The 20,238-nt window shown below is 60.6% G+C and carries 15 protein-coding genes; 6 read left to right on the forward strand and 9 right to left on the reverse strand.

Going from position 1 to position 20,238, the window contains the following annotated elements:
* The first annotated feature begins 3 nt into the window (after positions 1–3).
* Positions 4–1,248, forward strand: a complete 1,245-nt coding sequence (gene codA, locus LOY36_RS18640) for a cytosine deaminase (RefSeq protein WP_258669948.1) — start codon at positions 4–6, stop codon at positions 1,246–1,248.
* 57 nt (positions 1,249–1,305) lie between these two features.
* On the opposite strand, the gene LOY36_RS18645 is transcribed toward codA, so the two are convergent.
* Complete coding sequence (locus LOY36_RS18645; protein WP_258669952.1) at positions 1,306–2,298, reverse strand: diaminopimelate epimerase; 993 nt, start codon at positions 2,296–2,298, stop codon at positions 1,306–1,308.
* A gap of 169 nt (positions 2,299–2,467) precedes the next feature.
* Between LOY36_RS18645 and LOY36_RS18650 the strand changes: the two genes are divergently transcribed.
* Both LOY36_RS18650 and LOY36_RS18655 read left to right on the forward strand, forming a co-directional pair.
* On the forward strand, positions 2,468–3,619 hold the full coding sequence (locus LOY36_RS18650; RefSeq protein WP_258669957.1) for an MFS transporter: 1,152 nt from the start codon (positions 2,468–2,470) through the stop codon (positions 3,617–3,619).
* Positions 3,620–3,745: 126 nt separating this feature from the next.
* On the forward strand, positions 3,746–5,272 hold the full coding sequence (locus LOY36_RS18655) for a trypsin-like peptidase domain-containing protein (protein ID WP_019648356.1): 1,527 nt from the start codon (positions 3,746–3,748) through the stop codon (positions 5,270–5,272).
* A 60-nt stretch (positions 5,273–5,332) separates the two neighbouring features.
* On the opposite strand, the gene LOY36_RS18660 is transcribed toward LOY36_RS18655, so the two are convergent.
* The 3 genes from LOY36_RS18660 to LOY36_RS18670 form a co-directional block, all read right to left on the reverse strand.
* Positions 5,333–7,756 (reverse strand): TonB-dependent receptor, encoded by a 2,424-nt coding sequence (locus LOY36_RS18660; protein ID WP_258669961.1) that lies wholly within the window; start codon positions 7,754–7,756, stop codon positions 5,333–5,335.
* A gap of 97 nt (positions 7,757–7,853) precedes the next feature.
* The gene (locus LOY36_RS18665; RefSeq protein WP_258669965.1) at positions 7,854–8,828 is read right to left on the reverse strand and encodes a FecR family protein; all 975 of its coding nucleotides are present in this window, start codon (positions 8,826–8,828) and stop codon (positions 7,854–7,856) included.
* A complete protein-coding gene (locus tag LOY36_RS18670; RefSeq protein WP_258669969.1) occupies positions 8,825–9,325 on the reverse strand; it encodes a sigma-70 family RNA polymerase sigma factor in 501 nt (166 codons plus the stop codon). The genes LOY36_RS18665 and LOY36_RS18670 overlap by 4 nt, the downstream gene beginning before the upstream one ends.
* Before the next feature lie 197 nt (positions 9,326–9,522).
* Between LOY36_RS18670 and LOY36_RS18675 the strand changes: the two genes are divergently transcribed.
* Both LOY36_RS18675 and LOY36_RS18680 read left to right on the forward strand, forming a co-directional pair.
* Positions 9,523–10,650, forward strand: a complete 1,128-nt coding sequence (locus LOY36_RS18675) for an HlyD family secretion protein (RefSeq protein ID WP_258669971.1) — start codon at positions 9,523–9,525, stop codon at positions 10,648–10,650.
* The gene (locus LOY36_RS18680; RefSeq protein WP_258669976.1) at positions 10,647–12,239 is read left to right on the forward strand and encodes a DHA2 family efflux MFS transporter permease subunit; all 1,593 of its coding nucleotides are present in this window, start codon (positions 10,647–10,649) and stop codon (positions 12,237–12,239) included. Before LOY36_RS18675 ends, LOY36_RS18680 begins: the two co-directional genes overlap by 4 nt.
* 21 nt (positions 12,240–12,260) lie before the next feature.
* Here LOY36_RS18680 and LOY36_RS18685 read toward each other — a convergent pair whose 3' ends face one another.
* The 3 genes from LOY36_RS18685 to LOY36_RS18695 form a co-directional block, all read right to left on the reverse strand.
* The gene (locus LOY36_RS18685; protein ID WP_258669979.1) at positions 12,261–12,701 is read right to left on the reverse strand and encodes a carboxymuconolactone decarboxylase family protein; all 441 of its coding nucleotides are present in this window, start codon (positions 12,699–12,701) and stop codon (positions 12,261–12,263) included.
* Between the two features lie 171 nt (positions 12,702–12,872).
* Positions 12,873–14,318: a mechanosensitive ion channel family protein gene (locus tag LOY36_RS18690; protein ID WP_258669982.1), complete on the reverse strand. Its 1,446-nt coding sequence runs from the start codon at positions 14,316–14,318 to the stop codon at positions 12,873–12,875.
* Between the two features lie 136 nt (positions 14,319–14,454).
* Positions 14,455–15,321, reverse strand: a complete 867-nt coding sequence (locus LOY36_RS18695) for a pirin family protein (RefSeq protein WP_018925360.1) — start codon at positions 15,319–15,321, stop codon at positions 14,455–14,457.
* Between the two features lie 243 nt (positions 15,322–15,564).
* Here LOY36_RS18695 and dkgB point away from each other — a divergent pair, with 243 nt between their 5' ends.
* Positions 15,565–16,368 (forward strand): 2,5-didehydrogluconate reductase DkgB, encoded by an 804-nt coding sequence (gene dkgB / locus LOY36_RS18700; RefSeq protein ID WP_258669986.1) that lies wholly within the window; start codon positions 15,565–15,567, stop codon positions 16,366–16,368.
* 3 nt (positions 16,369–16,371) lie between these two features.
* On the opposite strand, the gene LOY36_RS18705 is transcribed toward dkgB, so the two are convergent.
* On the reverse strand, positions 16,372–19,614 hold the full coding sequence (locus LOY36_RS18705) for an ATP-binding protein (RefSeq protein WP_258669989.1): 3,243 nt from the start codon (positions 19,612–19,614) through the stop codon (positions 16,372–16,374).
* Positions 19,615–20,235, reverse strand: a complete 621-nt coding sequence (locus LOY36_RS18710) for a response regulator transcription factor (RefSeq protein ID WP_258669992.1) — start codon at positions 20,233–20,235, stop codon at positions 19,615–19,617.
* Between the last annotated feature and the right edge of the window lie 3 nt (positions 20,236–20,238).

The following is a 20,238-nucleotide window of genomic DNA, read 5'->3' on the forward strand; positions in this document are numbered from 1 at the left end:
CTGATGCACATCATCAACGCCCGCCTGCGCAACCAAGAAGGCCTGCATGAGTTGCACCTGGAAAACGGCCTGATACACAGCATCGCCCGGCAAACCGAAGCCCCGTCACTGGGGCCGGATGACCTGGACGCCGGCGGTAATCTGGTGGTGCCGCCCTTCGTCGAACCGCACATTCACCTCGACGCCACCCTGACTGCCGGCGAACCGCGCTGGAACATGAGCGGCACGCTGTTCGAAGGCATCGAGTGCTGGGGCGAGCGCAAGGCCACCATCACTCAGGAAGACACCAAGACCCGCGCCAAAAAAACCATCCAGACCCTCGCCGCCCACGGCATTCAGCACGTGCGCACCCACGTCGATGTCACCGACCCGGAACTGATCGCGCTCAAGGCGATGCTCGAAGTCCGCGAGGAAAGCCGCCACCTGATCGACCTGCAAATCGTCGCGTTCCCCCAGGAAGGCATCGAGTCGTACCGCAACGGGCGCGAGCTGATGGAAGAAGCTATCCGCCTGGGCGCCGATGTGGTCGGAGGCATTCCGCATTTCGAATACACCCGGGACCAGGGCGTAAGCTCGGTGAAGTTCCTGATGGACCTGGCCGAACGCACGGGCTGTCTGGTGGACGTGCATTGCGACGAAACCGACGACCCGCACTCACGCTTCCTTGAGGTACTGGCCGAAGAAGCCCGCAGCCGCGACATGGGTTCGCGCGTCACCGCCAGCCACACCACGGCGATGGGCTCCTACGACAACGCTTACTGCGCGAAACTGTTTCGCTTGCTCGGGCACTCGGGGATCAGTTTTGTTTCTTGCCCGACCGAAAGCATTCACCTGCAAGGCCGCTTCGACAACTTCCCGAAACGCCGTGGCGTGACTCGCGTGAATGAGTTGCTCGAAGCGGGGATGAACGTGTGTTTCGGTCAGGACTCGATCGTCGACCCGTGGTATCCACTGGGCAATGGCAACATCCTGCGGGTGCTCGAGGCCGGTTTGCACATCTGCCACATGCTCGGCTATCGCAATTTGCAGAGTGCGCTGGACCTGGTCACGGACAACAGTGCCAAGGCGATGACCCTGGGCGATCGCTATGGTCTGGAACGGGGCCGGCCGGCGAATCTGCTGATTCTGTCGGCGGACAGCGATTACGAGGTGATTCGCAGCCAGGGTCTGCCGCTGTATTCGATTCGCGGGGGCAAGGTGTTGATGAAGCGGCAGATGCCGGTGGTTGAGTGGGCGGATCGGCTCTGAATCTTCGCTGACCGTTTGGGCGCCATCGCGAGCAGGCTCGCGATGACGGTCTCAAAATCACCCCATCAACCGCGCCGTCCCAAACAACCTGACCCGACTCAATTCGCCCTCCCGTTCTTCCAGCAGAATCGGTGCCGTGCCGCCGGGCATGACCACCTTCACTTCCCCGGCCGCCACCCAACCCACTCGCCACGCCGCGCACGCCACCGCACTGGCGCTGGTGCCCGACGACGCGGTCGGCCCTTCGCCACGCTCGAACACCCGCGCAACGATTCGCCCTTCGGACTCAAGCATCGCCCATTGCAGGTTCACCCCGGCCGCACACGGCTGCCCTGCCCCGGCTGGCGTGGCGTAAGCGATGCGGGTCAACCCTCCAGACAACTCCGGGTCACGCATTTGCGCGTTGCTCGGCAAGGCATCGGTGCCTGTCACTAACGTCACACAATGGGGATTACCGATGCGCACGAACTGGCTGCGGTTCCAGGCAGGGTCGAGCGTCGACAACGGCCGCACGTGACTGACATCGCACCCGTTCAACACCACGGTTTCGACCCCTTGCGCACCCACCGCTTCAGGCCCGAACGAAGGCTGCCCCAAGTCCAGCCAGAACCCTTGCACGCCATCGATTTCGGCGGGTTTCACCGAAGTCGCCACTGGCGAGAGCGCATCGCGCTTGTCGTGATGAACCCTGAGCAAGCAAGCCTCCTCCCTCGGCATCAGCCCTTGTTCACTCAGGGCTTGGGAAAAAATCGTCAGGCCATTGCCACTGCGCTCGGCCAGGCTGCCGTCGGTGTTGACGATCAGCAGGTCAAACGGCGGCGAAGATTGAAACGGCCCCACCAGCAAGCCATCGCAACGATGCGCCTTGCTGCCGGGCGGTTGTGTCCCGGGAGCCCAGCCGCAGAATGCCTCGATGGCCGACAACGCCCAGGCCTCACGGGTTTGCGCCGCCTGGCTGGCCAGTTCAGGCAGGTCGATACCGCTGCGGCGCAGGGCGTCAGGCGCCACGACCACGTAGATATTGCCTCGAGCATCGTACATCCGCGTCATGGCGCCCCCCCTATGAACAATTGATGCGTCGACAATATCGCGAAACAGCGGCTGGCTGTGCAAGGATGTCACCCTGCCTGACTGCTGCCCCCACCTGAACGTGGTGATCGAACCCTTTGCGGTTGTTCACTGTCCTTTGGGGACGCGACGTTTTTTGCCAAGGATCGATATGACCAGCCTCAACACCCAAGCCGCCTTCGTCCCCGGACGCCTGGAACAGATGTCCACGCGCATCGCCTTCTTCATCGCCGGTTTCGGCATCGCGGCCTGGGCGCCGCTGGTGCCTTACGCCAAGGCGCGGGCCGGGCTGGATGAAGGCACCCTCGGGCTGTTGCTGTTGTGTCTGGGGGTGGGTTCGATTCTGGCGATGCCCATGGCCGGGATTCTGGCGACGCGTTTCGGCTGCCGTCGGGTGTTGAGCGGCGGCACCTTGTTGATCTGCGCGGCGCTGCCGCTGTTGGCGACGGTGTCTTCGATTCCGGCATTGATCGCGGCGTTGTTCATGTTCGGCGCCGGCCTGGGCACGGTGGATTCGACGGTGAACCTGCAAGCGGTGATCGTCGAGCGGGCCAGCGGCAAGACCATGATGTCGGGTTTTCATGGGCTGTTCAGCCTCGGCGGGATCGTTGGCGCGGCGGGTGTCAGCGCCCTGCTCGGTTTGGGCTTTTCGCCGCTGGGGGCGATGTTGGTGGTGATCGTGATTCTGGTGCTGGCATTGCTTAAAGCCGCGCCGCACTTGCTGCCTTACGGCAGTGAAAGCTCCGGCCCGGCATTTGCCGTGCCCCATGGCATCGTGCTGTTTATCGGCGGGATGTGCTTCATCGTGTTCCTGGCCGAAGGTGCGGCGCTCGACTGGAGCGCGGTGTTCCTGACGCAGGAACGCGGGATCGACACCGCGTATGCCGGGCTGGGTTATGCAGCATTTGCGCTGACCATGACCGCCGGGCGATTGACCGGTGACGCGATTGTCCGGCACCTGGGCGCCACGCGGGTGATTCTGTTCGGCGGACTGATGGCCGCGGCAGGATTGTTTCTGGCGACCTTCACACCGGGATGGCAAGCCGCACTGCTCGGTTATGCGCTGGTCGGTGCCGGTTGTTCGAACATCGTGCCAGTGCTGTACACCGCCGTGGGCAAGCAGACGGTGATGCCGCAAAGCATCGCGGTGCCGGCCATCACGACCCTGGGTTATGCGGGGATTCTGGCGGGACCGGCGGCGATCGGTTTCGTGGCTCATGGCAGCAGCCTGAGCTTCGCGTTCGGTCTAATGGCGGTGCTGCTGGTGGCGGTGGCGATTGGAGGGAAAGTGCTGAAGGTCTAACGCTCAGCAGCACGAAAAACGACAGGAGGTCGCATTTTTCGCCGTTTTACTATCAGTTCTGACAGTAGACACGTTTTGGCTGCGGATCGCACCATGAGTTGAATATCCCAGACGGGTGAACTTCTCATGAACACGTTCAACCTCAAGGTACTGCTGGTTTTGTTGCTGCTGATGGGCGCGAACGGTTGCAGCAAATCGCCGCTTACCCAACATGACTGGGGCGAAGGCATTGAAAATTTCGCACCGGCACGTCTCTTGTCCAATGCTAATGGGCGATACGACCATTGGCAGTCCATCGCCAGGGTCAAGGTTGATGGAGACCGGATCTGCAGCGGCAGCCTGATCGATACCCGTGGAGCAAACGATGATCGCAGCGGCCCAGCGTATGTGCTCACCTCAGGTCATTGTGCAAAAGGTAATGTCGGTCGGTTTGTCGTGAACGAGCCTGCTACCGGACAGGTGACTTTCAATTTTTTCCAGGACACGATTCCACAACAAAAAAACTACCCTATCAGCAGAATCGCCTGGAGCACCCTGCGTGGCCAGGACATTGCGCTGCTGGTACTCGATCGCACCCTCGGCCAAGTGATGAACGACGGCATCCAGCCCTTGAAAGTTGCGAGCCATGCCCTGACCGAAGGCACCGATACTCTGGCGGTTGGCGCCGCTGTCGATGGTTTCATCCAGCGCTCGGCATGTCCGCAGGAACACCGCGCAGGAATTCTCGAAGCCGGGTGGATTTGGGTGGATCAAATCAGCAATCAATGCCTGGGGGTCATCAATGGAATCTCTGGCTCTCCACTTCTGAATCGCTACACCAACGAAATCGTCGCGGTGATTGGCACCACCACGCGCGACAGCGGGCGATCGCGATGCAGTATCAGCGCACCTTGCGAAGTGATCGAAGGCATGCCCAATAAAGCGCAAGACACCAATTACGCGACGCCCACCAATGGCCTGGACACCTGTTTTATCGGGGGGCGCTTCGTCGGGAACCGCGAGTCCTGTGTACTGGGGCCCGTGTCGGAATTCGGCTCGAACTACGGCGATAGCTTCCTCAAGCAGCCCCGCGATGCACAGGGAAACTACCTGCCGTTGTTGTGGGAGCTTCGTTTTTCGAGCGATCAACCCTTCTTTCGCTTCAAGTACACGCGCACTGTCAAAAATTGTGCGGATATCAGGGATTACAGTGAGGTGCGTACCACTGACCCGGGCGGCGATAACGAATTACGCAATGAACTGCGCCAGGGACCCGGGCTGTATTTCTTGTGCGTGATGGGGCAAAACCGTCAGGCGGGACCACCCGGGAAATGGGATGCGCGAAACGCCAGGATTTACTGGCGGTGGGCATTGGCAGAGCCAACTCAAATGGCGCCGATATTCCACATCACGAATCAAGGTAAGGGCGTATTTTCTGTAACGCCTTTTCAGGTCACGCCCGATCTGGATGTGACAAAGCATCAGTACAAGATCGGTACACCGGCAACCATTGATTGCCAACAAGCCGAGGGGTATAGGCCGGTCAGGCCGCCCCTGCTGGATTTTGAAGTGGACACGACCGACGGCGAGAAAAAAGTCTGCCTCAAGACCGTGGACATGGCAGGCAACCCTTCGCCTGTCATCGACTTCCGACTGCCAGACGCCGCCCCGTAAGCCTGTGTTGACACCTATCAGAAACTGATCGGCAACCCGGAATTGCCGACCAGTCACTCATCAGAACCCGACGCTGGCCTGCACAAAGAACGTGCGTGGTGCGCCGACGTACATCCCCGAGTTGTTGTCGCTGGAACGGGTGAAATACTGCTTGTCGAAGATATTTTTCACCCCGGCGCCGACTTTCAGGTTCGACAATTGCGAACCGAAGTCATAACCACCGCGCACGTTCCAGGTCACGTAACCCGGAATGTCACCGTACTGCCCGTCTGCGGAACCTTCGGTGATGTAGTTGCCGCTGAAGCTGCCATCGGCGTTCACACCGGTCCCCGGTGAACGCTGTTTGGACTGGGCAAAGGCATCGAGGTTGTAGGTCCAGCGGTTGATGTCGTAACGCAGCCCGGCGGTGGCCACCTGACGCGAGTAGAACGGCAGATCACGGCCCTTGAAACCCGGGATCTCGCCTTCATACGTGGCGCGGGTGTAGGTGAAACCGGCGTTGGCGGTCAGGCCGTCGAGCATCGGGTTGAGCGCCGACATGTCGTAATGCAGCGACGCTTCAAGGCCCTGGTGCTTGGTCGCGCCGAGGTTGGTCCAGCCCACGTCGTTGCTGATGTATTGCAGTTCGTCATCGAAGTCGATGTAGAACAGCGTCACTTCCCCGCCCCACACGTCATCGTTGTAGCGCGTACCGATCTCGTAGGTCTTGGCCTTTTCCGGGCTCAAGCCGTTGGCGGTGTTGTCACCCGAACCACCCTGGCCGAGCTGGAAATATTGCAGGCTGCCGAACGAGGTTTCGTAGTTGGCGAACAGTTTCCAGGCGTCAGACAGGTGATACATCACGCTCAAGGCCGGCAGCGGTTCGTTGCTGTCGATGCTGCGGCGTTTTTCCTGCACGCGTTTGCCAGCGGTGTCGAGCACCGGCCTGTCGTGCCATTCGGTGCTGATGCTTTCAAAACGGATGCCGGGGGTCACGGTCCAGCTGCCGACATCGATCTTGTCATCGATGTAAACGGCGTGGGCTTCGGTGCCGCCGGTGCGGTCCTGGAACACATGGCCATCGGACGTTTTGCTGACCACTGGCTGATTGTTCACCAGCGCCAGACGGCTCGACTCTTCGTGCATGCCTTCTTTCAGGTAACGATAACCGACGCTGGCTTCCTGCGTGGTCGGGCCCAGGTCGAACACATGGGACACTCGCGGCTCGATGCCGAAGGTGTAGTAAGTGCGTGGATAAGAGCTGAGGGTTTTCTGGTCGCGAGCGGCGATGGTGCTGCCACGGAAGCTGTCGGAATAGTAGGTCAGCACTTCGGCCTGGGTCCGGTCGTCGATCTGCCGCGCCCACTTGAACGACACGTCCTTGCGGCGGCCGCTGAAGTTGTCATGGTCGCGGTCGGACTGGAACGGATCGGCGTCGTACTGCTTCTGCGTCAGGCCGCCGGGCATGTCGGCGCTGGCATCGTAGTAATGGAAATTGAGGCTGAAATCGTCCTGATCGGTGGGCGCCCAGTGGGTCTTGAGGATCACGTCGTCGATGTCGTTGCCGTTGTTGCTTTTGCGATAACCGTTGCCGTTCACCCCGGAATACAACAGCGCCACGCCCAAGCCGTTATCGGCGGTGCCGCCGAGAAACGCGGTGTCGATGTGTTTCCAGCCACCGCGCTGGGTGGTTTCCAGGGTGGTGCCGATTTCACCGGTGGCTTTCTCCGGGATCGCGCGGGTGACGAAGTTGATCACGCCACCGACGTTCTGTGGCCCATAACGCACGGAACCGGCGCCACGCACCACGTCGATGCTGTCGAGGTTGCCGGAGGAAATCGGCGCCATCGACAGCTGTGGCTGGCCGTAAGGGGCGAAGGCAGCCGGCACGCCGTCGATCAGCACGGTGGAGCGTGGCGACAGGCGCGAGGTCAGGCCGCGCACACCGACGTTCAGGGAAATGTCGCTGCCGCCAGTGCCGTTGGCGTCCTGCACTTGCACGCCGGGAACACGCCGCAATACGTCGCCGACATTCATGGCGCCCTGCTCGACCATCGCTTCACGGCGGATCACCGTGCGCGCGCCGGGATGGTTTTGCACCACAGCGGCATTGGCATCGCCGAGCCAGTCACCAACCACCTTGATGTCGGTCACGCCCAATTCCAGCGGGCCATTTGAGGCGGAAGTCGGGGCCGGCATCAGCGTGACCGAACCTTCATCGATCTGGTATTGCAGACCGCTGCCTTGCAGCAATTGGCGCAAGGCCTGTTCCGGCGAGAGGTTGCCGTCGACTGCCGGGGCCTGTTTGCCGGCCACCAGTTCCGGGCTGAAAAAAACCTGCAGCGAGGTTTGTTGGCCCAACTGACTCAAGGCCTGGCCCAGTGGCTGCGCCTGAATATGAATGGCATCGGCAGCAAACGCCTGGGGCAGCGCCGAGCTGACCGCCAGGGCGAGAGCGAGGGGCAGCCAGGATGATTGGTTATTCTTAGCGGTGGTTTTCTTCACGTCGAACGTTGTCCTGTGGATCGCAAGAGTGTGCGTCTGTTAATGCAAACCAGTTGCAGTTGGACAAGAAGACGAAGAACTCGAAAAAAACCTGAATCTATCGGGAGATTATTTCCTGGCTGCCGTCACCGAGGGTGCGGATGGCCACCGGCAGAATGCTCGGCAAGGCCTTGAGCAGCGCGTCGGTGTTGTCGGATTTGAACACGCTGGTCAGGCGCAGGTTGCCCACTTGGGCACTGCCGACCGTCAGCGGTTTCTCTCGATAGCGCGACACTTCCTCGGCCACTTCGCTGAGGCTGGCGTTGTTGAACACCAGTTTGCCGCTGCGCCATGCGGTCAGCTCCGCAGGATTGACCGCATAAGCAGCGGTCACTTTGCCCTGGGCATTGATGCAAGTGCCGAAGCCGGCGGTAAGGCTGACGAAATCGTCGCCGCTCCCTTGAACCCTGACCGTGCCCTGCTCCACCGCGACCCGGGTTTCGGCGCTGTCGCGGCGCACATCGAACCGGGTGCCGGTGACCGTGACCTTGCCGCTGCCCGCCTCGACCACGAACGGTCGACTGCTGTCGTGCTCGACGCTGAACATCACCTCGCCTTGCATCAACTCGATGCCGCGACGGTCCTTTTCATAGCGTACCTGCACCCGGCTGCGGCTGTTCAGATCAATCACCGAACCGTCCGGCAACGCCACATGACGACGCTCGCCAAGGGCCGTGGAATATTCAGCCGTGTAGGTCGCCGGAGGGTTCAAGCCGCTGAACAGCCCCAGGCCGAGCACCACCGCCAACACGCTGGCGGCCACCGCGTAACGCACCAGCGGACGACGTTTACTGCGCACCGCCGGGGTTTCACACAAGGCGTGCAGACGCTTGGCCGGCAATCGATCGGCCGCCACCCACAGGTTCTGGAGTATCTGATATTCGTTGCGATGCTGAGGGTGTTCGTCCAGCCAGCTCTCGAAGCGGCGCTGCTCTTCGGCGCTGGCGGCAGGTTCCTGCAAACGCACAAACCACCGCGCCGCGTCGTCGCGAACCGTTGTTTGCCCGCACGCACAATCACGAGTATCCATCATGGCTGTGCCCCGTCCAGACGATCACGCAGATGCCGCAGGGTGCGGATCATATACTTTTCCACCATGTTCCTGGACAGCCCCAGGCGCTCGGCGATTTCGGCCTGGGTCAGGCCTTCGATCTTCTGCCAGACGAACACCTTGCGGCAGTTGAGCGGCAACTCGGCGAGCGCCCGCTCGATGGAATCCGCCAACTGGATCGCGTGCATGAAATGCTCCGGGTCGCCGGACGACGACACACTGTGATCGATCGCCTCCGACTCCATGGCGCCCCGCCGATCCTCACGCCGATAACCGTCCACCGCGATGTTGCGCGCGGTCTGGTGCAAATACGCCCTAGGTTGCTGCACCGCCGCCGAATCGGACTCGAGCACCCGCACGAAGGTGTCATGGGCCAGGTCCTCGGCCTGCTGACGATTTCTCAGGCGACGGGTCCAGGTGCCGATCAACTCTTCGTAATACTCGAAAAAGCCGGGTCTGCGGGGCAGCTTGGGGGTCATTGCGGCGTGCTGTGGGGGGGAGGTGCGAATAGTAATGCTTCCTATTAATGCCGGCAAATCATTCCTCCCCCACATCGACTCCCCAGATTGGTTCGTGGAAGTGCCAGACGACCGGTAGCAAAAATCCATTGCCACAAAATATTACTTGCATCATATTACACTTGTAATAAAGCGCCGTTTCCCACAGGTATTTGTCCATGACCAGCATGCCCAGCCTTGAACCCGACCTTGCTGTCGCAGTGAACCCACCCAAGCCTCCCCTGTTGAAACGGCTGGTGCTGCTGACGGCAGCCATCGCAGCCCTGGTGTTCATCGGGCTGTACGCGAACCATTGGTGGACTGCCGGGCGCTTCATCGAAGAAACCGACGATGCCTACATTGGTGGCGACGTCACGGTAATCGGCCCGAAAGTCGCCGGCTATATCGAAGAAGTGCTGGTGACCGACAACCAGAGGGTCAAGGCCGGCGATGTGCTGATCCGGATCGACGCCCGTGACTATCGCGCCAACCTGGCCAAGGCCGAAGGCGCGGTGGCCGCTGAAGAAGCGCTGCTCGCCAACCTCGACGCCACCGAACAACTGCAACACGCGGTGATCGGCCAGGCCCGCGCCGGCATCGATGCTGCGGGCGCCGAAACCGCGCGCTCGCGGGACGACAATGCCCGCTACAAACGCCTGGTGGGCAGCAATGCCGTCTCGGTGGAAAGCGCGCAACGGGCCGACGCCACCTTCAAGACGGCCCAGGCGCAGAGTGCCCGGGCCCAGGCCGAACTGCTGGCCGCGCAACGCCAGTTGAACGTGATCGAAACCCAGAAACAACAAGCCCGTGCCGCATTGGTACAGGCGCGGGCCGAGCGTGATCTGGCGCAGTTGAACGTCGGCTACACCGAGTTGAAAGCCCCCGTCGACGGCGTGATCGGCAATCGTCGGGCGCGGGTCGGCGCTTATGCCCAGGCCGGTTCGCAACTGTTGTCGTTGGTGCCGGCCAGCGGATTGTGGGTCGATGCCAATTTCAAGGAGGATCAGCTAGCGCGGATGACGCCGGGCCAACGTGTGATCGTGCATGCCGACGTGCTCAAGGGGCGTGAATTCCACGGGCATCTGGACAGCCTCGCGCCGGCCAGCGGTTCGCAGTTCAGCGTGCTGCCACCGGAAAACGCCACCGGTAACTTCACCAAAATCGTCCAGCGGGTGCCGGTGCGGATCCTGCTCGACCCGGCGGATGGCGTACTCGGTCATCTGCGTCCAGGCCTGTCGGTGACGGCCGAAGTGGACACCCGCGCCGAGCCTGAAGCGCAAACCCCAACCGTGGCCCGCGCGCCATGAGCCGCGCCCTTGCCGCCCCCGCGCAACCGTTCAACGCCGCCAACATGGCGACGGCGACCAAGGTGTTCGCCTTCGCCACGATGTGCATCGGCATGTTCATTGCGCTGCTGGATATCCAGATCGTCTCGGCGTCGCTGCGTGACATCGGCGGAGGGCTCTCGGCCGGCACTGACGAAACCGCCTGGGTGCAGACCAGTTACCTGATCGCCGAAATCATCGTGATTCCGCTGTCGGGCTGGTTGTCCCGGGTGTTCTCGACCCGTTGGCTGTTCTGCGCCTCGGCGATTGGCTTCACCCTGGCCAGTCTGCTCTGCGGCGTGGCCTGGAACATCCAGAGCATGATCGCCTTCCGCGCCCTGCAAGGGTTTCTCGGTGGCTCGATGATTCCGCTGGTGTTCACCACCGCCTTCTTTTTCTTCACCGGCAAGCAACGGGTGATCGCCGCCGCAACCATCGGCGCAGTGGCCTCGCTGGCGCCGACGCTGGGGCCGGTAATCGGTGGCTGGATCACTGACATTTCGTCCTGGCACTGGCTGTTCTACATCAACCTGGTGCCGGGGATTTTCGTCGCGGTGGCAGTGCCGATGCTGGTGAAAATCGACCAGCCGGAATTGTCGCTGCTCAAAGGCGCCGACTACCTGAGCATGCTGTTCATGGCGGTGTTTCTCGGTTGCCTGGAATACACCCTCGAAGAAGGCCCGCGCTGGAACTGGTTCAGCGACAGCACGATTCTGACCACCGCGTGGATCAGCGGCCTGGCCGGATTGGCCTTCATCGGTCGAACCTTGCACGTGGCTAATCCGATCGTCGATCTGCGCGCCTTGAAGGACCGCAACTTCGCCCTCGGTTGTTTCTTTTCGTTCGTCACCGGGATCGGCCTGTTCGCGACGATTTACCTGACGCCGCTGTTTCTCGGCCGGGTGCGCGGCTACAGCGCGCTGGACATTGGCCTAGCGGTTTTTTCCACCGGGGTGTTCCAGATAATGGCGATTCCGCTGTATGCCTTTCTGGCCAATCGCATCGACCTGCGCTGGATCATGATGACCGGCCTTGGGCTGTTCGCCCTGTCGATGTGGGATTTCAGCCCGATCACCCATGACTGGGGGGCTAGAGAATTGATTCTGCCGCAGGCCTTGCGCGGGATCGCGCAGCAACTGGCGGTGCCGCCGGCGGTGACCCTGACCCTTGGCGGGTTGGCACCGGCGCGGCTCAAACATGCTTCGGGATTATTCAACCTGATGCGTAACCTCGGCGGCGCAATGGGGATCGCTGCGTGCGCGACCATCCTCAATGACCGCACCAACCTGCACTTCACCCGGTTGGCAGAGAACCTCAACAGCACCAACGAAGCACTCAATCAGTGGCTGTCCCAGGTCGGCCATAACTTCGCCGCCCTCGGCCAGAGCGGTGACATCGGCGTCACCGCCAGCCTGCATCAACTGTGGCTGCTGACCTACCGCGAAGCGCAGACGCAAACCTACGGCGACGCGTTCCTGATGATCATGGTCTGTTTCATTCTCGCCACGGCGATGGTGCCCCTGATGCGCAAGGTACAACCACCAGCCGCGCCGAGTGCCGATGCTCATTGAGCCTGGCGGCACTTCAAAAAATCAGGCCTGAGGCATCTTGCGGAAACCCACAGCCAGGCGGTTCCAGCTGTTGATGGTGGAAATCGCCACAGTCAGGTCGACCATTTCCTTGGGGCTGAACTCGGCGCTGAGCAGCGCATAGTCTTCGTCCGGCGCGTGGGTCAGGCTCACTTGGGTCATGGACTCGGTCCAGGCCAGTGCGGCGCGCTCGCGATTGGTGAAAAACGGCGCCTCGCGCCAGGCTGTCACGGCGAACAGCCGACGTGGCGTTTCCCCGCCCTTGATGGCATCGGCAGTGTGCATGTCGATGCAGAAGGCACAACCGTTGATCTGCGACGCGCGCAGCTTGACCAGTTCGATCAGCGACTTTTCCAGCGGTAGTTTCGAGACCGCGGTTTCCAGGGCCATCATGGCCTTGAGGGCGTCAGGGGAGGCGGTGTAGAAATCGATACGGGTTTGCATGGCGAGCTCCAATCACAATGGGTGTTGGCGCTACGTTAATGCGGACCTGCGGTTGAACAAATAGCCAATTATTGGGAAGTTGAGGATGCCAATAGACCAGAAGACTTCAGTGATGGTACCGACGCCTTCGCGAACAGGCTCGCGAAGGCGTCGGTACAGGCAATCAACCTATCAGTGGCTACGGCTGCGCAACCACTGCAAAAACCCCTTCTTCGCCACCACCTTGGGTGTTTCCTGCATCAGCGTCTGAGCCGTATGCATACGGAAATCCAGCAAGGCTTTCATCGCCTCATTGATGTCATGACGCGCATCCAGGCACGGCTTGAGGTATTCCTTCTCGATGCGATAAAGCGTGCAAAAGGTCTTGGCCGTAAAGTCGGCGAGCGCCGATTCATCGGAAAGAACCCCGGCCTCGCCAATCACCTCTCCCGGCCCCATGCGCGCGGCTTCGAACTTGGTGCCGCCGCGGTTCAGGGCTACCGACACCACTCCGGACTCGATGATGAACAGGTGATCGCTGACCTCCCCCGCCGGCAGGATCATTTCGCCGGCGCGGAAGGTTTGTAGCGTCATGTTCTGGCTGAAGGTTTCTTTCTCTTCCTGACGCAGAGTCGAGAAAATGTTCGAGCTGTCCAGCAGCGCCCGCGGCCGAGACAAGGCAGCAGGCGCGTTAGGCTCGACGCTCGACAACAGGCTGATACCGGATGCCTGCAAATGCCGGAACGCCAGGTCGAACAACTGATTACGCACCATGCGTTTCTGATCCATGGACACCACGAAACCGCTGATTTCGTATTCCACGCCAGTGCTGCCGGAGCTTTTCAACGCCACGTTCGGCGCCGGTTTGCTCAACAGAAAACGGCACCCCTGCATGGCCCGTTCCAATGCATCGACCACTTTTTGCGGACGAGCATGGGGGCTCACTTGCAGGCTGATCGAGACACCGAAAATGTCGCTTGGGCGGCTGAAGTTGACGATCTTGGCCTTGGCCGCCAGGGAGTTGGGAATCACCGCCATGCTGCCTTGCGCGGTTTGCAGGCGCGTGGCGCGCCAGTCAATGTCGGTGACCCGGCCTTCGGTGCCATCGATGGAGATCCAGTCATCCAGTTGATAGGGTTTGGTGGTGTTCAGGACGATCCCGGAGAACACGTCGCTGAGGGTGCTTTGCAGGGCCAGGCCGACGACGATCGCCAACGCACCGGACGTCGCCAGCACGCCCTTGACCGGCAACTCGAGCACGTATGCCAGTGCGGCGATGACCGCGATCAGGAAAATCACCGCGCCGAGCAGGTCCTGCAACAAGCGCCCGGTGTGCCCGACCCGTTGCATCATCACCGCACCGAGCAACACCGTCAGGGTGCGCGCCGCGTACAGCCACCAACCGATCTGCAAACCGGTTGCCGCCAGGTGCAACGGCACATTATCGGCCCAGGGCGCCGGCGCCATGGGGTTCAAGCCTTCGTTGAACAGCAGCACGCTGAACAGCGAGAAAATCACCAGCCGCGCGGCCAGTTTCCAGTTGCTGCCGCTGGCCGTGATCAAACGCCACAACACCAGATCGATCAGGATCAGGATCAGCGCGCTAAGCAACGGGTGATTGGTGAGCAGTGACAGCATCAAGCAACTCCAACAAAGGCCAATGGCGTGAAGATCTCACAGATTGTAGGAGCTGGCGAAGCCTGCGATCTGCAAAACACCACAAAGCCGATGTGGGAGATACCAGGTTGCAGAGCAACCCACTACTGCGTCGTATTCAACCGCTCATCCGGCCGAACCGGCCCGACTGGAAGTCGCTGAAGGCCTGATGGATTTCCTGCTCGGTGTTCATTACAAACGGGCCGTGGCCGACGATGGGCTCGTCGATCGGCTCGCCGCTGAGCAGCAGCACGACTGCATCGTTGTCGGCTTCGAGGCTGAGCTGATCACCGTTGCGTTCGAACAACGCCAACTGCCCGTCACGCACCAGTTCCTGACCATTGACCTGAACCGTACCGCGCAGCACCACCAGTGCGGTGTTGCGTCCTTCATGCAGATCCAAGGTCAGCAACTTGCCGGCGTTCAAGCGCACATCCCATACGTCGATCGGCGTGAAGGTCCGCGCCGGGCCTTTGTGACCGTCGAACTCACCGGCAATCAAGCGCAGGCTGCCGGCATTGTTTTTCAGCGGGATACGCGCAATGTCGCCGTCGAGAATCGTCTGGTAACCGGGCTCGGCCATCTTGTCCCTGGCCGGCAAGTTGACCCACAGCTGCACCATTTCCAGGGTGCCGCCGGTTTTGGCGAAACCTTCGGAGTGAAACTCCTCATGAATGATCCCCGAGGCTGCGGTCATCCATTGCACATCGCCGGGGCCGATCTTGCCGCCGCTGCCGGTGGAGTCACGGTGTTCCAGCTCGCCCTTGTAGACGATCGTCACGGTCTCGAACCCGCGGTGCGGATGCTGACCCACGCCACGACGCTCGGTGGTCGGAGTGAATTCGGCGGGGCCTGCGTGATCCAGCAGCAGGAACGGGCTGATGTGTTTGCCCAGGTTGTCGTAGGAAAACAGCGTGCGAACCGGAAAACCGTCGCCGACCCAATGAGGTCGTGGACTGGTGTAGATACCGATGATGTTTTTCATCTTGGCCTCTGAATCTGTTGTGTGACGCGATGGATAAAGCTTAAAACCATGACCTTTGGCGCACTAGACTGCAAAAATCAGCCTCATCGTTCTATCTGGAGAACGATGGAGGAAGATTTTTTGATCTTCCAACAGCCCATTCATGACTTGCGGTAAACAGTGCTTTGCCAAACCAGCGGTTTTTCTCAAGGGTGCAGCCGGGGATACTCCCGCCCATTCCCACTGCAACCCCTGGAGTCATTGATGTCTATTCCCGCATTCGGTCTTGGTACGTTTCGCCTGCAAGGCCAAGTGGTCATCGATTCGGTAAGCGCCGGTCTTGAGCTGGGTTACCGGGTCATCGACACCGCGCAAATCTACGAAAACGAAGCCGAGGTCGGCCAGGCTATCGCTGCCAGCGGCATTGCCCGTGAAGAGCTTTTCATCACCAGCAAAATCTGGGTCGCCAATTACGCCAAAGACCGATTGATCGACAGCCTCAAAGAGAGCCTGGATAAGCTGCAAACCGACTATCTGGACCTGACCCTGATCCACTGGCCGTCGCCGGAAGATCAGGTGCCGGTCGAAGAGTTCATGGGGGCGTTGCTCGAGGCCAAACGACTGGGCCTGACCCGTCGGATCGGCGTGTCCAACTTCACGGTCGACCTGATGAAGCAAGCCATCGCTGCGGTCGGCGCCGAGAACATCGCCACCAACCAGATCGAGCTGCACCCGTACCTGCAAAACCGCAAGGTCGTCGAATTTGCGCAAAGCCAGGGCATCCAGATCACCTCTTATATGACCCTGGCCTATGGCGAAGTGCTGAAAGATCCGCTCATCCAGCAGATCGCCGATCGCCTGCAGGCGACACCGGCCCAAGTCACCCTGGCCTGGGCCATGCAACTGGGGTACGCGGTGATCCCCTCTTCCACCAAACGCACCAACCTGCAAAGCAATTTGCACGCCTGCACCCTGACCCTGAACGACGCCGACATGGCGCTGATCGCGGGCCTGGATCGCGGCCAGCGGCTGACCAGCCCCAACGGCATTGCGCCGCAGTGGGATTGAGTTTCAGCCCTGACTTAAATCTTGGCTCAAGCGTTTATCCAGCGATGACATCGCGCGCTGCAACTGATCGACAGCTTCCTTGAGCAGCACCGGATCTCCCCCGTTGATGACAAGCTCCAGTTGCTCGCAGCCCTCGATCAAGCGCTGTGCCCGAACCATGCGCGCACCGCCCTTGATGCGGTGCGCCAGGTCGAACAGCACACGGTGATTGCCATTGGCGTGCGCCTGGAGCAAATCATCCAGGTCCGTCCGGTTGGTCTGCGTCACTTCATGCAAAAGGCGATTAAGGAGTGTGCGGTCTGCACCGACGTATTGCTCCAGGCCACTCAGGTCCATCTCGGGCGTAGATGGTTCGTCGATGTGCTCTGGCGCCTGACTGGCAAACCTGGACGCCAGCCAAGCGTGCAAATCCGCCAGCAGGATGGGTTTGAACAGGCAGTCGTCCATGCCTGCCTCCAGACAGCGCAACTTCTCCTCGGGCCGCGCATTGGCGGTAAACCCCAGAATCAGCGTTGGCGACAATCCCTGGGCGCGCTCTTCATCGCGTATGGCACCGGTCAGTTCATAACCACTGAGCTTGGGCATATTGCAGTCGGTGACGACCAGATCAAAGCCATGCTCACGCCACAGTTCAAGCCCCCGTGTGCCCTCTTCGGCCTCCAGAACATGATGCCCCAGGTGGCTCAGTTGTCGTGAAAGCAACAATCGATTGGCCGAGTGATCGTCGACCACCAGAATCGTCAGTGACCGCGTCGGCGCCTGCAACCCGATATCGCCCCCCACACTAGAAGGCAACGGTTGCAATGCGATCAGCTCAAGGTTGATGTCGATCCGCGTGCCTTGCCCAGGAACGCTGTCGAGTTGCAACCGCCCGCCCATCATTTCGCACAGCGTGCGACTGATCACCAATCCCAGGCCAGAACCGCTTCGGGCTGACTGTCGGCCGTTATCGGCCTGGATAAACGGGCTGAACAATCGTTGGCGGTCGACGGTGCTGATGCCAATGCCGGTGTCTTCAATGCGTACGCTGACCGCCAGATGCCCCGCCGTAACGGGCGCTACCCGCAGCGTCAGGCTCACCTCCCCCTCATGGGTGAACTTGATGGCATTGCTCAGCAGATTGGACAGCACCTGTTTGAAGCGTGTGGGATCGATCAACACATCACAGTCACTGTGTTCGTCCAGATCGATTCGCCACGCCAGCTCTTTCTGCCGTGCCAGGCCTTCAAAAACCCGACACACCGATTCCACCAGCCCCCGCAGATTGGCGCGCTCAGGGGTCAGGGATAAATGCCCTGACTCGATACGCGCGATATCCAGGATGTCGCCGATCAGCGCCAGCAATTGTTGGCCGGCACTGGACGCCACCTCAATGGCAGAACGGTCGATGACGCCTTCATCCGCGCGCATCAGGGCCAGTTCAAGCATGCCGATCAGCGCGTTCATCGGTGTGCGGATCTCATGACTCATGGTCGCCAGAAAGGTGGTTTTGGCGCGATTGGCGTCGTCCGCCACGTCCTTGGCGTCCTGCAATTGCTGCAACCATTGCTGGCGCTGGCGAATCTGTCGGCGCTGCCAGGCAATCCAGACCAGGGCGAGCAACAGCAAGGCGCCAGCCACGGTAAAGGCCTGAAGAATGCCCTGGCGATGACGCAGCCAATAGCTGTCATCCACCACCACGTCATGGCTCCAGCGCGCCACCAGATCGTCCATTTCCTGCGGCGAAATACTCAGCAATGCCTTGTTCAGAATCGAGTGCAGCTCCAGCGCATCACTTCCAGTCGCCAGAGCGATGCGTGCCGGTTCATCGCCCACAGTACTGCTGATGCGCAGACGCCCGCCGTAATACCGGGCAATCAGGTAGCGGGTCATGAACAACGAACTGAGCGCGGCATCAGCTTCCCCCTTCATGACCATTTCCAGGCCTTGGGCCGGGCTTTGCACATCCAGCATCCGCACCTGCGGTGCCCTGGCAAGAATGAATGCGCGCATTGGATGACTGTGATAGATCGCCAGGCGTTTGCCGGCCAGATCCTCCAGAGTTCTCGGGCTGCCGGGGGTGACTGCACTGACCAGCGTGTATGGATTGGTGACGTAAGGGCTGGTAAAACGCAGCCCGGCCACACCTTCAGTCGTGGGGATGAGCGCCGGCAGTATGTCGATCTCGCCAGCCTTGAGTCGCTGGATCTGCTCGTCCAGGGATTGGCCCCGCTGCACGTCAAAGTTCAAACCGCTACGCTGGCTGATCAGCGTCAACAATTGCGCGGTCAACCCGCTGAATCGCCTTTCGGCATCATAGAAAGTCAAAGGCGCAAAGTCCCCGACCACTCCGACGCTCACCGTCGGATGCCGAGCACGCCATTGCTGCTCACTGGCGCTCAGACTCACTCGCTGCAGACCCAGCCGATTGGCACGGCCGGCACTCCATCGTTGCTCGATGGCAGAGCGTTGCTCCATCGGGATCGCCGCCAGCGCCTTGTCGACAATGTTTTTCAGGCGCGTATTGTCCCGCGCCAATGCGAAACCGAACGGGTTGGCGTCAAGGCCGGATGGCCCCATCAACTGAACGTTATTGTGGTAGTTGTTGTTGATCAGGTAATTGGCACTGATAAGATCCCCGAGATACACATCATCCTGCCCATATGCCACGGCTCCGAGTGCATCGAGCGGCGATGAGTAACGTTGCAGATCAGCCTTGGGATAGAAGGCTTTGACGGTCTGCTCCGGCAGATAGTCGGCGACCATGGCAATGCGTTTACCAGCCAGATCCTCGGGCATGCGCTCGTCCAGTCTGGTGACCAGCATCGGCTGATCTTCGGCATAGGCGCTGGTTCGATTCAGTTCGGGATCGGCGGCCTCGAAGCTGTTGGAGGTTCCCAGCAGATCCAGGTCTTTGCGTTTGAGTGCCGCCATCGCTGACTCGCGTGTGCCATAGCGCAGCACCTCGACGTTGACGTGCAGCAGTTGCGCAAGCAGCCCGACGTAATCGGCGGTAATGCCCTCCAGTTCATCGTGATTGCGCGTCAATTCGAAGGGCGGGTAGTCCGGCCCCGTTACTCCGACGCGCAACACCCGCTTGCTGATCAGCCAATTGCGATCATCCACATCCAGCTGGACAGCGTTGCTCTCCACCGTGGAGCGCCCCAGCAGACGCAATGACCTAGGCTCGTCGGCTACCGCGACCAGGGCCTGCGATACAAGACACAGCATCAACACCCACAGGAAGATGCGCACGGTCGGGTTCACTCAGATCAGCTTATTGCGCTTGGCGAAATCGCGCAGGTGCACCGCTGCATTCACCCCCAGTTTTTCGATCAAGCGGGTCTTGTAGGTGCTGACGGTCTTGTGACTCAAGTGCATAAGCTCGGCGATAGCCTTGTTACTCATGCCCTGGGCCAAATACCGCAGGATTGTCAGTTCACGGTTGGAAAGTTTGTCGATCATCTCTTTTTCGCTGCGTTGCCGGGGGTCCTGCGATCCCGCAGGCAACCGCGCGAAAAAGGTGTAACCGGCCATGACGGCGTGCACGGCTTTTTGCAATTGTTGCAAGGAGCGGGTCTTGGCGACATAAGCCATGGCCCCGGCGCGCATGCAACGCTCTTGAAAAAACAGCGGATCCAGGGAAGTAAAAACCAGTACCAGACACGACAGGTCACTGGCCTTGATCCGTTCCAGCAGATCCAGCCCGTCGCCTTCGGACATGACCAGATCCAGCACCACCAACGTGGGTGAATGCTCACGGATCATCGACAACGCCTCGCTACCGCTGGAAGCCTCGTAAATCCGTTCGAAACCCTCATTCACCAATACGATTTTGACTGCGGTACGTACCACCGGATGATCGTCCACAATCAGCGCTGACTTCATGGC

The organism is Pseudomonas sp. B21-019, assembly GCF_024749225.1.
Classification (GTDB): Bacteria; Pseudomonadota; Gammaproteobacteria; order Pseudomonadales; family Pseudomonadaceae; genus Aquipseudomonas.

Excerpts from the sequence above, each read along its gene's own strand:
- codA (WP_258669948.1), top strand. The coding sequence starts at position 4 with ATGCACATCATCAACGCCCGCCTGCGCAACCAAGAAGGCCTGCATGAG.
- LOY36_RS18645 (WP_258669952.1), bottom strand. The coding sequence starts at position 2,298 with ATGACGCGGATGTACGATGCTCGAGGCAATATCTACGTGGTCGTGGCG.
- LOY36_RS18650 (WP_258669957.1), top strand. The coding sequence starts at position 2,468 with ATGACCAGCCTCAACACCCAAGCCGCCTTCGTCCCCGGACGCCTGGAA.
- LOY36_RS18655 (WP_019648356.1), top strand. The coding sequence starts at position 3,746 with ATGAACACGTTCAACCTCAAGGTACTGCTGGTTTTGTTGCTGCTGATG.
- LOY36_RS18665 (WP_258669965.1), bottom strand. The coding sequence starts at position 8,828 with ATGATGGATACTCGTGATTGTGCGTGCGGGCAAACAACGGTTCGCGAC.
- LOY36_RS18670 (WP_258669969.1), bottom strand. The coding sequence starts at position 9,325 with ATGACCCCCAAGCTGCCCCGCAGACCCGGCTTTTTCGAGTATTACGAA.
- LOY36_RS18675 (WP_258669971.1), top strand. The coding sequence starts at position 9,523 with ATGACCAGCATGCCCAGCCTTGAACCCGACCTTGCTGTCGCAGTGAAC.
- LOY36_RS18680 (WP_258669976.1), top strand. The coding sequence starts at position 10,647 with ATGAGCCGCGCCCTTGCCGCCCCCGCGCAACCGTTCAACGCCGCCAAC.
- LOY36_RS18685 (WP_258669979.1), bottom strand. The coding sequence starts at position 12,701 with ATGCAAACCCGTATCGATTTCTACACCGCCTCCCCTGACGCCCTCAAG.
- LOY36_RS18690 (WP_258669982.1), bottom strand. The coding sequence starts at position 14,318 with ATGCTGTCACTGCTCACCAATCACCCGTTGCTTAGCGCGCTGATCCTG.
- LOY36_RS18695 (WP_018925360.1), bottom strand. The coding sequence starts at position 15,321 with ATGAAAAACATCATCGGTATCTACACCAGTCCACGACCTCATTGGGTC.
- dkgB (WP_258669986.1), top strand. The coding sequence starts at position 15,565 with ATGTCTATTCCCGCATTCGGTCTTGGTACGTTTCGCCTGCAAGGCCAA.
- LOY36_RS18710 (WP_258669992.1), bottom strand. The coding sequence starts at position 20,235 with ATGAAGTCAGCGCTGATTGTGGACGATCATCCGGTGGTACGTACCGCA.